This window comes from Companilactobacillus nuruki (assembly GCF_002872255.1).
GTDB classification, from domain to species: domain Bacteria; phylum Bacillota; class Bacilli; order Lactobacillales; family Lactobacillaceae; genus Companilactobacillus; species Companilactobacillus nuruki.
On record NZ_NIPR01000012.1, the window covers coordinates 1 to 13224 of the forward strand.

13 protein-coding genes are annotated in these 13224 nt (G+C 34.2%); all 13 read left to right on the forward strand.

Annotated features, from left to right (window positions below; genetic code table 11):
• Nucleotides 1–161: 161 nt before the first annotated feature.
• The 13 genes from CBP76_RS05260 (at nucleotide 162) to CBP76_RS05320 (ending at nucleotide 13175) form a co-directional block, all read left to right on the forward strand.
• The gene (locus tag CBP76_RS05260) at nucleotides 162–1319 is read left to right on the forward strand and encodes a BspA family leucine-rich repeat surface protein (protein ID WP_342746073.1); all 1158 of its coding nucleotides are present in this window, start codon (nucleotides 162–164) and stop codon (nucleotides 1317–1319) included.
• 336 nt (nucleotides 1320–1655) lie between these two features.
• Nucleotides 1656–2876 carry a carboxylate--amine ligase gene (locus CBP76_RS05265; protein WP_102195951.1) on the forward strand — a complete coding sequence of 407 codons (1221 nt, stop codon included), beginning with the start codon at nucleotides 1656–1658 and terminating at the stop codon, nucleotides 2874–2876.
• 17 nt (nucleotides 2877–2893) lie between these two features.
• Nucleotides 2894–3358, forward strand: coding sequence for a universal stress protein (locus CBP76_RS05270; protein ID WP_102195897.1), 465 nt, complete (start codon nucleotides 2894–2896; stop codon nucleotides 3356–3358).
• A 168-nt stretch (nucleotides 3359–3526) separates the two neighbouring features.
• A complete protein-coding gene (locus tag CBP76_RS05275; protein WP_166667195.1) occupies nucleotides 3527–5434 on the forward strand; it encodes a M13 family metallopeptidase in 1908 nt (635 codons plus the stop codon).
• 228 nt (nucleotides 5435–5662) lie between these two features.
• Complete coding sequence (locus CBP76_RS05280) at nucleotides 5663–6364, forward strand: ABC transporter ATP-binding protein (RefSeq protein WP_102195898.1); 702 nt, start codon at nucleotides 5663–5665, stop codon at nucleotides 6362–6364.
• An 8-nt stretch (nucleotides 6365–6372) separates the two neighbouring features.
• On the forward strand, nucleotides 6373–8898 hold the full coding sequence (locus CBP76_RS05285) for an ABC transporter permease (protein WP_102195899.1): 2526 nt from the start codon (nucleotides 6373–6375) through the stop codon (nucleotides 8896–8898).
• 15 nt (nucleotides 8899–8913) lie between these two features.
• Nucleotides 8914–9618, forward strand: coding sequence for an SDR family oxidoreductase (locus CBP76_RS05290; RefSeq protein WP_102195900.1), 705 nt, complete (start codon nucleotides 8914–8916; stop codon nucleotides 9616–9618).
• A gap of 43 nt (nucleotides 9619–9661) precedes the next feature.
• Nucleotides 9662–10108 (forward strand): MerR family transcriptional regulator, encoded by a 447-nt coding sequence (locus tag CBP76_RS05295; protein WP_102195901.1) that lies wholly within the window; start codon nucleotides 9662–9664, stop codon nucleotides 10106–10108.
• Between the two features lie 246 nt (nucleotides 10109–10354).
• Nucleotides 10355–10675, forward strand: coding sequence for a carboxymuconolactone decarboxylase family protein (locus tag CBP76_RS05300; RefSeq protein ID WP_166667193.1), 321 nt, complete (start codon nucleotides 10355–10357; stop codon nucleotides 10673–10675).
• Between the two features lie 3 nt (nucleotides 10676–10678).
• Complete coding sequence (locus tag CBP76_RS05305; RefSeq protein WP_102195902.1) at nucleotides 10679–11089, forward strand: cupin domain-containing protein; 411 nt, start codon at nucleotides 10679–10681, stop codon at nucleotides 11087–11089.
• A 9-nt stretch (nucleotides 11090–11098) separates the two neighbouring features.
• On the forward strand, nucleotides 11099–11734 hold the full coding sequence (locus CBP76_RS05310; RefSeq protein ID WP_102195903.1) for an NAD(P)H-binding protein: 636 nt from the start codon (nucleotides 11099–11101) through the stop codon (nucleotides 11732–11734).
• Between the two features lie 12 nt (nucleotides 11735–11746).
• A complete protein-coding gene (locus CBP76_RS05315; RefSeq protein WP_102195904.1) occupies nucleotides 11747–12487 on the forward strand; it encodes an SDR family oxidoreductase in 741 nt (246 codons plus the stop codon).
• A gap of 25 nt (nucleotides 12488–12512) precedes the next feature.
• A complete protein-coding gene (locus tag CBP76_RS05320; RefSeq protein ID WP_102195905.1) occupies nucleotides 12513–13175 on the forward strand; it encodes a carboxymuconolactone decarboxylase family protein in 663 nt (220 codons plus the stop codon).
• Nucleotides 13176–13224: the final 49 nt, after the last annotated feature.

The window sequence follows — 13224 nt, forward strand, 5'->3', positions numbered from 1 at the left end:
TGTTTGATGAGATAATCATAATTCGAATTCCGCCTAAATCATAGACGGTCGGTTATTAGGTGCTTACAAACATTCTAAAAAGTATTTATGTTAAAGGATAATTTGATATAGTAAAGCTATTGATTTTTAAATTGGGGAATTTTTAATTTAGAAATAAGGGGATTGTATACATGGATACTAGCCAAGTTACGAATATGAGTCGGATGTTTTTAAATTGTCGGTCGTTAAAAAGTCTTGATTTATCAGATTTGGATACAAGTAAAGTTGAAGATATGTCGAATATGTTTAATGGATGTAGTAATTTGAAGGCCCTAGATCTTACTAAGTTTGATACTAGTCAAGTTACTGATATGGATGGGATGTTTGCAGGTTGTGAATCACTTGAGGAATTAGATTTATCTACTTTTGATACAAGAAATGTCAAAAGTATGAAAAATGTATTTGAGTCAGTCGATGCTTTGAAAACCCTAAAATTGGGGAAAAATTTTGTTACTTCTAAGGATCAAAAAAATGACTCTAAGTTAATTGAAAAAACATGGATAAATATTGGCAAAGGGACTGTTAATAATCCTAAACCTGAGAATAAGATGGGAATTAGTTCATCAGATTTATTATCGTGTGAAAACAAAGGTGAATGGGTCGTAAAACCGATGGAAGAATATCATGGCCCCTATATTGTCCAGGTTACAAATAATTTGGATGATAATTTAGGAATAGTAGTCCCTAAAAAGCTCCAACCGGAATATGTGGGAAGTACTTTTGATTTAGTTGTTCCTGAACGAACAGGATATACTGTTGACAAGAAGACTATTTCGGTAATGACATTAAAAAATAGATTATCAAGTGTAGATACAGTTACATATACACCAATTCCAGAAAAAAAGAAGACTGTTTTGAAAACCGATAGTAGTGTTTCAGAGAATAATAATTATGTGGCTCTTCATTCGGATTTAAAGAATGCTAAACTATATGATGTAAGTGGACAAGTTAGAAAGCATGTTTTGAGTCAGGGTGATGGATGGCTAAGTGATAAAATATTGAAGATTTCTAATAATAAATATTATCATGTGGCTGGTGATGATTGGGTCAAATCTGATGATGTTTATCTTTACAAAGATGTAAAGAATCGAGTTAAAACTAAAGATGTTCTAATGACCACTTTGGTTGATAGCCATGCTAGAGAGATCAGTAACCGTGGTTTAGGAGCTTTAAGTACCTGGGACACAGATGAGGTAGCAATTATTAAGGGTCATAGGTATTATCGGGTATCACATAATGAGTTTATTGATTCTGATAAAGTGGATATAGTGAGATCATAGTTGGAAAAGATAACGTATATATTAAAATGTACGTTATTTTTTTACCGTTATGGCGTTACCTTATTTATTGAATACTTTCATATAAAATAGTTATACGTTATGAAAAGATATTATTCTAAAAATGCCTATATGAAGGCATTTTTATATTATAAATTAAGAAAATAATAAGTCTAACTAATTAAATACCGTTGGTTAACTCGTTGTGATAAATTGAGTATGGTATAATTTTGTTTGAAATGTGTGAGAAATTAAAAATAGAATTAATATAGTAAGAGGTTGATCCCTATCGAAACTGAATCAGGAAAAAAATTCACACCTATATTATTAGGTAGTGACATGAATGTTTACGGAATGGCTCGAGCTTTCCACGAACTATATGGGGGCACTGTTCAGGCCTATGCCGATATCCAATTGGCGCCTACAAGATATACAAAAATTTTAAATCTAACTCTTCACTCAGGTTTCTCTGAAGATCCAGTCTTTATTGAAACAATGCGTGAAATTGCAAAAGTTTACCAAAACCATGATGAACCAGTCATTTTGATTGGCTGTGGGGATGGTTATGCCGAACTTATTAGCAAACATAAAGATGAATTATCTAAGACATTTGTCTGCCCATATGTTGATTATGATTTATTAAAATCGTTGAACAATAAAGAGAGTTTCTACGATGTTGCTGACAAACATGGTTTGCCACATCCATTGACTAAAATTATTACTAAAGATATGTATGAGAATAAGACAGATATGGATGTTCCATTTGATTTTCCAGTAGCATTGAAACCCGCAAATAGTGTTGAATGGTTGGATATTCATTTTGAGGGTCGTAAAAAGGCTTTCACAATTCATTCACAAGATGAATATATGAGTATCGTTGGTAAGATTTATGATAATGGTTATACGTCTGATTTGATTCTCCAAGATTTCATTCCAGGTGATGACTCTAACATGCGTGTTTTGAATGCTTATGTAGATCAAGAACATCATGTCAAGATGATGTGTTTAGGACATCCAATTTTGGAAGATCCAACGCCTCAATCAATTGGTAATTATGTAGCAATTATTCCAGAATTCAATCAAGACGTTTATGATCGTGTTCAAAAATTCCTTGAAGATATTGAATTCACGGGTTATGCAAACTTTGATATGAAGTATGATTCTCGTGATGATACATTCAAATTCTTTGAGATTAATTTGCGTCAAGGTAGAAGTAGTTTCTTTGTGACCTTGAATGGCTATAATCTTGCTAAATATGTCGTAGAAGATTATGTTGAAGGCAGCTTAGAGAATGAACCAACTGTTTATGCCAATAAGAACAAAGCTCAACATAAACTTTGGCTAGGTGTTCCTGTTAAGGTCTTCAACAAGTATGCTGCTGAAAATGAAGCAACAAAGTATGCTGATGAATTGATCAAACAAGATCGTGTTGGCACCACTGTTTTCTATGATAAAGATAGATCATTGAGACGTTGGTTACTTTTGACGTATATGTTCCATAATTATGTTAAGAGATTTGATCAATATTTCCATGAAAATAAAGGACGCGATTTCGAATAATTTAGGAGGTTTTGTTGATGGACGAAATAAAAGAATACAAAGTAAAAAAAGTAGACTATTCTAAGATTTTGATTTGTGTTGATTCAGATGATTTTGTATCATCGAAGAATGCCTTTAATTATGCTTGTTCATTAGCTAGACATCATGATGCTGAACTAGGAATAGTTTCAGTGTTGGAGACAGGCGATCTGAATATTTTTCAGTCACTAGATCCAGCTGTGTTAAAAGAACGTCGTGAAGAAATAAAAGAATTACTTGAGATATATGGTCAAAAGGCCGAAGAATTTGGAGTTAAGGATGTTCATTTGATGGTGACAGAAGGTGCACCGGGTTCAACCATCGTTGATCGAGTTATTCCCAAATTTGAACCAGATTTGGTTATTGTTGGTGTGGAAGAAAAAAATCGCACCCGAAATACTATTGGTTCGCAGGCTGCTAAAATTGTTAATAATTCTAGATGCTCAGTGAGCGTTATTAGATAAAAAGGTGAGGCTAATGTCTCATCTTTTTTATTACATCTATGTTATTCTAGCAATGGTTTACGAACGATAAATATTCTAATAAAATAAATTTAGTGATATAGTAGTCACTAAAAACTAATGGCGGTGAAAATATTGTTAATTAATAAAGTTATCGGCGGAGCAGGGGATATGGTAGATGCTAAACCAGCCGATTATAAAGATAATTTGTATTTGGCTGTTAATGGTGCATGGCAAGAGAATGCTGAAATTCCAGCTGATAAATCACGTACTGGTGGTTTTTCTGATCTCGATGAGGGTGTTGAAAAGACACTTATGAAAGACTTCCATGAATTTGCAAATAATGAAAATGAGATTAATGATGATTTAATGTTACAGGCGATTAAATTATATCGTTTAGCTAATAATGTAGATCATTTAAGTAAGTTTCATCAACAACCAATTTTGAAAGATATTCAAAGAATCAATGATTTAGAAAGTTTAAAAGATTTAAGTGATAATTTGGCTGACCTTTCAAAAGATGGTTTTCCATTGCCAATTGATATTGGAATTGAAGCTGATATGAAGGATACCTCTAAAAACGTTGTTTATGTTCAAGGTGCAAGCTTGATCCTTCCTGATAAGACCTACTATGATGAGGATAATGAGTCCGGTAAGCAATTGTTAGCTAAGTATGCTGAAGTTGCGGGGCGTTTGTTATCCATGATTGGCTATAAGTTAGATGACGCAAAGGTAATTGTTGAGAAGGCATTGTCCTTTGATAAATCATTGGTACCAATTGTTAAGAGTTCAGAAGAGTGGGCTGATTATACTAAGGTTTATAATCCGATGGACTTTTCTGATTTCGTTGCCAAATCAAATAATCTTGATTTGAGGAGTTTAGTCGTTGATTTGATAAATGATACCCCTGAAAAGGTTATTATTGAGGAACCAAGATATTTGGATAACCTTGGAAAATTAGTCAATGATGAAACCTTTGAAAATATTAAAGCTTGGATGATGGTTAAGTTTCTAACTGGTAATGCTTCAATTCTTGATGAAGAATTCCGCCAAACTATTGGCGAGTATAATTTGGCTCTAAGTGGTGCCAAGGAATTGAAGAATAGGACTAAATATGCATATAATTTTGCAGCAGGAATGTTTAGCGAAGTTGTGGGCGTCTATTATGGTAAGAAGTACTTTGGTGAAAAGGCTAAGGAAGATGTTCGTAGTATGGTCAAAAAAATGATCTCTATCTATGAACAAAGACTATCCAATAATAATTGGTTGAGTGAAGATACTAAGAAAAAGGCAATTGTTAAGTTAGACAAGATCGTTATCAAAGTTGGTTATCCTGATAAGATTGATGATATTTATAGTAAATTTGAGATTAATGAGAATGATTCATTGTATGATAATGTTTCACGTCTAAGAAAAATCATTACTCAAAATTCTTTGGATCAATATCATAAACCAGTTGACCGTACAAAATGGTTGATGCCAGGACATATGGTCAATGCTTGCTATGATCCATCAAGAAATGACATTACTTTTCCAGCTGCTATTTTACAAGCACCGTTTTATAGTCTGAATCAAACAAGCAGTGAAAATTTTGGTGGAATTGGTGCAGTCATTGCCCATGAAATTTCACATGCTTTTGATAATAATGGTGCCCAATTTGATGAGTATGGAAATATGAATAATTGGTGGACTAAAGAAGACTACGCTAAGTTTAAGACTTTGACTCAAAAGATGATCTCTGAATTTGATGGTATTCCATATGCTAACGGCAAGGTCAATGGTACCTTGGTCGTTAGTGAAAATGTCGCTGATGTTGGAGGACTACGTTGTGCTTTAGAAGCAGCTAAGTCTGAGAGTGACTTTGATGTTAAGAAGTTCTTTATCAATTGGGCAAGAGTTTGGAGAAATAAGTCAACTAAACAATTGACAGAAATGTTCTTGTCGATAGATGTTCATTCACCAGCACCATTACGTGCCAATGTTATGGCTCAAAACATGGATGAATTCTATGATGCCTTTGATGTTAAATCAGGCGATGGAATGTGGTTAGATAAAGAACAACGAGTTAATATTTGGTAGAAGAGAGTAGAAAACCAGTAATTGATTTATGTTAAATGATTTTAATCTTTCAAAATAAATAGTCTGTATTGATTATTAAACATGCTTGAAAAAACATGGTTGATTTCAATACAGACTATTTTTTAGTATATTTGAGTATTTAGAATAAAAGTATTTATAATATTTTGCCTTAATGTTGTATTCGCTTTCTACTATAATAGATATTAACTAAGAAGGGTGAGGAAAATAATGGCATACATTGAGGTTAGAAACGAATCAAAAAAATATCAAATGGGAGAGACAACAATTTATGCGAATAACAATCTTTCATTTGATGTCGATCAGGGAAAACTAACAGTTATTCTGGGTCCCAGTGGTGCTGGTAAATCAACGGTCTTAAACATCTTGGGTGGTATGGATACTCCTAGTGATGGTCGAGTTATTATTGATGGAACAGATATTGCCCAGTTTTCTGAACGAGAATTAACGACTTATCGTCGAAATGATGTCGGTTTTATTTTTCAATTTTATAATTTGATACCAAACTTAACTACGAAAGAAAATGTTGAATTAGCCTCCGCTATTGTTAAGGATGCTCTGGATGCAACTAGAACTCTTCAAGCAGTTGGGTTGGGAGATCGAATAGATAATTTTCCATCACAGCTTTCTGGTGGAGAACAACAACGTGTAGCTATTGCACGGGCCTTGGCTAAAAATCCAAAACTATTGCTTTGTGATGAGCCAACTGGTGCACTAGATTATGAAACTGGAAAACAAGTTCTTACTTTATTACAAAATGCCAGTCATTTGGATAATAAAACAGTTATCGTGATAACTCATAATTCGGCTCTAGCCAAAATGGCAGATCGTGTAATTAGGATTCATGATAGTAAGATTCAATCAATTGAAGACAATCCGTTTCCAACTCCAGTGAAAGATATCGAATGGTAGGTGATTAGATGAATCCACTGACAAGAAATATGTGGCGTGATATACAAAAGTCCAAAGGACGTTTTATTGCCATCATCTTAATCATTATGTTGGGCGTTTTGATTTTTGTTGGGGTCAAGGCGGCTGGTCCTAGTTTGAATGATTCATTGAATAAGACGGTAAATAATAAAAATTTGTCTGATATTCAAGTTGTTTCATCAACTGGTTTTGATCAATCTGACCTTGAATTGGCCCGTAAAGTTCCAGGAGCACAAGTTGAAGCAACAAAATTGAAATATGTGATTGGTGGTAAAGATAAAGTAGCTATTGCTTTATATGGATATAATCCTAACTCAAAACAAAATCGTTTAATAATGCGTAGTGGTCGATTACCACATAATAATAATGAGATTGTTTTGGATAGTAGAGCTAAGACCAAGTATGGTTACAAATTGGGCCAGCAATTTAAATTTGATAAGGATTCTGAAATGAATAATCGTTCTTATAAAATTGTTGGTTTTGCTGATTCGCCACAGTACATTGATAATCAATCTCGTGGTTCAACCAATATTGCCGATGGACAGGTACAGTTATTTGCTTATATTCCTGAAGCAGAATTGGGCTTGACGGTCGGAACAGTGCTCAACTTGCATTTTAATTCATTAAAGAAAATGAATACCTTCAGTGATGATTACAAAAATGCTGTTGCTAAGAAGTTAAAATTACTAAAGCACGAATTTAGAAATCGAGCTAGCCAAAGAACTAATGAGGTTGCCAGTGATGCTTTAACGTCACTGGATCAACAACAGTTTTTGCTTGATAAGCAAAGATCGATTGATGTTCAAGCGACTAATCAGCAACAGATCCAATTGAATTCCGCTCGGATTAAAATTTTAAAACAAGCCAAAACTACCTATACTTGGCAAACTCGTGAGGATTTAGCTGGGTTCTCTGCTTATGGTGAAAGCTCCGATCGTATCGCAGCCATTGCCAATGTATTCCCAGTTTTCTTCTTCTTAATTGCTGCATTAATTACATTCACAACTATTACTAGAATGGTTGAGGAAGCTCGTAGTGAGATAGGAACCTTTAAAGCATTAGGTTATACAAAGTGGGAAATTTCTAAAAATTATTATTACTATGCCATTTCCGCTGGAGTTATAGGTGCTGTTATAGGGGCAATTATTGGAAATGAAACCCTGCCACGAATTGTTTTGGCATTATATAAACAATATATAACGATGGATTGGGTAGTTGGGTTACAGTGGAATACAATTTTAATTGCTTTGTTCTTTTCACTCTTGGCTACATTAGGGGCAGCAATTATTGTTATTAGAAAAGAATTAGTTGAAGGTCCCGCTGCTTTGATGAGGCCAAAATCACCTAAATCGGCTAAGAAAATACTTTTGGAACGGATCAAGCCATTATGGAATCACTTTAGTTTCAATAGAAAAGTTAGTTATCGAAATCTGTTTAGATTTAAATCCAGAATGTTTATGACGATTATTGGAATTGCAGGTGGAACAGCCCTGATATTGACAGGATTTGGTATTCAAAACTCTATTGGAGCTAGTGGGGATAGACAGTATTCTGAAATATTTGATTATCAGGCAGTAGTCAAATTAAATGACGATGGTAGTTTTACTAAAGTAAAAAACGTTTTGAAACAAGATAAGAAATATCGGAGTAGTACACCAATTAATTCGACAACTGCTAAGGTAATGGCATCAGGTAAACAAGTGAATGATGTTAATGTGTATACACCGGATTCGGTTAAGGATTTTGATAAATTTGTTCATTTGGGAACGAATTTAGATAAACATTCCGTGATATTATCGAAAAAAACGGCTCAGTTATTGAATGTTAAATCAGGAGATAATATCCATGTTAATCTGACGGGTGGTAAGAAGGTGACATTGAAGGTCGGTGCAATTTCGGAAAACTTCATTGGTCATTTTCTATACCTAAGTCCAAGTCTGTATCAACAAAAATTTGATAAGCAAGTTGACCCTAATACATTATTAGTGCATTTGAAAGAACAAACTAATAAGCAGAGGAAAACTTTAGCCAACAACTTATTAAAATCAGGATCAGTCATGGGTACCAGTTATACACATGATGTCTTAAGCACAGTATCAAAAATGTCATCATCTTTGAAACCAATTGTTTTGATTTTTATTCTTTTATCTGGCGTCTTGTCTTTCGTGGTATTGTACAATTTAACCAATATCAATGTCTCTGAAAGAATTAGAGAGTTATCAACTATCAAAGTTTTAGGATTCTATAATAATGAAGTGACAATGTATATTGTTAGAGAGAATATTATTTTGACGATTGTGGGAATTATTGTTGGTTATGGAGTTGGTAATCTATTAACTGCCTATATTTTGAATCAGGCAGCGACGGAACAGGTTATTTTCCCATTAACGATCAGTTGGCTAGGATATTTAGTTGCCACGTTATTGATGATAATTTTTACAGCTATTGTTATGCTAGTAACACACAAAAAATTACAACATATCGATATGATCGGTGCGTTGAAATCTAATGAATGATTGAGGGTAATTAATATGAGTCTTGAAAATGATAAAGTTCTTGTTATCGGTGGTACTTCCGGCTTTGGTAAGGAAGTTGCTATTATGGCCCAACATAAGAAAGCTGAAGTTTATGTGATTGGACGCGATCAAGAACGTGTCAATGAATTGAGATACGACGATAATATTCAAGGCAGTTCATTAGATGCTCAGGACCAAAAACAATTGGATCGGTTCTTTGAAAAATATGGAGCCTTTGATCATATTGTTTCAATGTTAGGTGGAGCAATGGGCGGTGGTTTTTTAAATAGTACAGTTGCTGAAATTCGTGAAGCAGTTGAAGATAAATTTTTTGCCAATTTGCAATTAGTTCAGATTGCTAGTAAGCACCTTAGGTATCACGGCTCAATAATTTTAACTTCAGGTTCAGGTGGTCATCCATATGATGCTTCAGGTGCAATTATTGGTAATCAAGCTATTAATACTATGGTTGAAGGTGTTGCCGTGGAAATGGCGCCAAATAATAGGATTAATGCAGTATCACCGACATGGACACCGACTGGTCTTTGGAGAAATATGGATTCGAAGCAATTGGCGCAACAAAGAGATAATGTAGTTGAAAATGTTCCTTTAGGTCGTGTGGCCAAAATTGATGAGGTAGCCTCTGCATATATCTATTTAATGGAGAACGATTTTATTACAGGACAAGTTTTAAGAGTCGATGGTGGAGTTGATTTGTAATAGGTGTTATACTTGAAGCCAACTTTAAGTAGAGGTGAAATGAATGCCTGTAGAAATTGAAAAAAGATATCGAATTGGCGATTTTTCTGAATTGATAGGACTGAATAGCCCTACGCTGAGATATTATGAAAAAGAAGGATTGATCAAACCCCATCGAACAGAAAATGGTGTTCGTTATTATACTGATCAAGATGCTAGATGGGTCCGTTTCTTGTTACATTTGAAGAGTACCGGGATGTCGATCGAGCAATTAAAATTGTATGTTAAATTGCGTGCGGAGGGAGATTCAACCATTAATCAGCGGATTGAATTATTAGAAGACGTTCGTCGTAGTTTTGAGATTGAATTTCAACAATTACAAGATAGTTGGACAATTTTAAATGATAAGTTGGATTGGTACAAAGGTAAGATGGGCGGACATATTGAAGATGATGAACAGTTCTCAGATTATCTTCAAAGTTTGAATCATGGTTATTTGGAAGAGAGATAAAATAAAAAAACATCTGATAACTAACTTTTGTTCCAATTATATGAATATATTGCCCTTTAGGTATACAGATTGAATAAAAAATCTGTATATCTAAGGGGTTTTTGTGTGCAATCAAATGGAAATCTAATCAATATTTATACACTGTCTAAGTTTAAAATAAATATTTGCATAATTTTAATATTCCTCTTGACTTAAAGTTAACTTTAAGTTGTTTAATATATTTATCGAAACGAGGAGGAATTGATTATGGCAAAACAAACAGCAGGACATGACTTACTAGGAGATTTTGCTCCACAATTTGCGAAATTAAACGATGATGTATTATTCGGAGAAGTTTGGAGTAAGGAATCCGAACTTTCTGCACATGATCGTTCACTCATAACAATCGCAAGTATTATTTCTGCAGGCAATCTTGAACAATTAGATGCACATTTAAAAATCGGTAAGAAAAATGGAATTACTAAAGAAGAAATCGTAGCTGAAATTACTCATCTATCATTTTATGCAGGTTGGCCTAAGGCTTGGAGTGCGTTTAATCGTGCAAAAGAAATTTGGAAGGAAGATTAATTTATGACAAAAAATGAAGAATTAAAAACTAACGGAGTATTTCCTGTTGGAGATAAAAATGAGGCTTATGCCCAATATTTTATTGGTCAAAGCTATTTGAAAGGTTTAGTTTCACCGGAAGATAATATTGATTTTGGAGTTGGTAATGTAACTTTTGAACCAGGTTGTCGTAATGATTGGCACATTCATCATGATGGATTCCAAATTTTACTTGTTACTGGAGGAAATGGCTGGTATCAAGAATGGGGTAAACCCGCTCAATTGTTAAAACAAGGTGACGTCGTCGTTATCAAAGAAGGCGTTAAACATTGGCATGGAGCAACTAAGGATAGTTGGTTCAGCCATGTGGCAATAACTAAAGGAACATCAGAATGGCTCGAAAAGGTTACTGATGAAGAATATAACAAATTATAAGAGGTAAGTATGACGGAAAAATTTTTATTGTTAGGTGCAGCTAGTCAAATTAGCCATTATTTGATACCTGATTTGTTAACGCAAACCGATGTACAATTAACGCTTTTTGCTAGAAATGCTAATGATCGTTTGAAGAAATATGCCGACAAGGCTGGAATTATTGATGGAAATTGGGATAATTACTCTGAATTAGCATCGGTCCTAAAGGATCAAGATATTGTTTATCTAGCAACGGTTCCCAGTATGGTTACATCACAAAAGATCGTTAAAGCAATGAAACAAAATGGTGTGAAACGGTTAATTGTTGCTGGTGGCTTGGGCATCTTTGATGAGGTTGTTGGAAAATTTGGTCAGTGGAATGCTCAGATGATCGGTGATTATAGTGCTATTAAAGAGGCTTCTTTTGCCTTATGTGATCAAGATTTAGATGTGACGTTTTTAAGAATGACTTGGTTATATGACCAAAATAATAATACAGATTATGAAATAGTTCCTGAAGGGGAGCCTTATAAGGGAACACAAGTGACTCGACAAGCGGTGGCACAGTTGATCACCGATATAGTTAAAAATCCATTGCTTTACAGTCATCAAAATATTGGAGTGGTTGAACCTGATACGGAATGGGATAAACCATCATTTTATTAATAGGAGAAATTTATGATAAAAGATAAAGTTGTTGTAATTACAGGTGCTTCAAGTGGAATTGGTGAAGCTAGTGCTAAATTATTAGCCCAAAATGGTGCTAAGGTAGTTCTTGGCGCTCGAAGGGAAAGTCGTTTACAAGAAATTGTTGATGATATAAAAAAAGATGGAGGACAGGCTGCCTATAAAGTAACTGATGTTAGAAATGCACAAAAGGTAGCAGATCTTGTATCACTTGCTAAATCTGAATTTGGTGGATTAGATGTTATTTTTAATAACGCTGGTATCATGCCAAGCTCACCAATTAGTGCCTTACATACTAAAGAATGGAACGACATGATTGATATTAATATTAAAGGTGTCTTGAACGGTGTTGCGGCAGTAATGCCTGATTTTGTAAAGAATAAGGCCGGACATATTATTACTACCTCATCTGTCGCTGGTATCAAGAGTTTCACCGGTTCAGGAGTTTATGGTGCTACAAAATTTGCTGTTCGTAATTTGATGGAAGTTATTCGTATGGAAAGTGCTCAAGAAGGTACTAATATCAGAACGACAACCCTTTACCCAGCAGCTATTAATACAGAACTTTTGCATACAATCACTGATGAGGATACTAAAAAAAATATGGGTGAGTTTTATAAACAAGTTGGCATCTCACCTGATGCAATTGCCAGAGTGGTTAATTTTGCGGTTGATCAACCGGAAGATGTTAATGTAAATGAATTTACAATTTACCCAACTAAACAAATGTAATATCATTTTGTAGAGAGGTGATTTGATGGATCGTGATTATAAAAGTTTACTTGAAGGATTCCAAAATGAGATTGGAGATAACAATCCACTATCAAAAGAAGAACAGGAACTAACAATTATTAGTGCTTTAACCGTTTTACAGGCGGAAGATGAACTCAAAACACACTTCAAACTTGCCTTAGAGTCAGGAGTAACTAGTGAAATTATTAGGGAAGTTCTTTATCAGTTAAGTCCAGCCGTAGGATTAGTTAAGGTAAATTTGGCATTGAAAGTGTTTAATGAAGTTTCGACTGATGATAGTCAACATTTTACTTTGTCAGAAGACACCTATGAAACTGGTTTAAAATTTCAAAAACCATTGTATGGAAATGAAATAAAGAATCTTATGGCAGATTTACCAGCCAATGCAGGTGAGTTATTGCCAAACTGGTTAACTAAACATTTCTTTGGTGATTTTTATAGTCGAGGGAATCTTTCAATCAAAGATCGAGAAAGATACTTGTTGGCGGCTTTAATAACTATGAATGTTGATTTTCAAATTAAGGCTCATGCTACAGGTAGTTTAAAAGCTGGTAATTCTGAAGCAGAATTGATTTGGGGAGCGTTGAGCTTGCTACCTTATATTGGTTTTCCCTTAGTAATTAATTCGATTCAGAAAATACATCAAGCAAATGAGAACAAAAAATAGGCTTAATTCTATTATTAATGTATATACAAAAGAAGCTATATTGACCGAA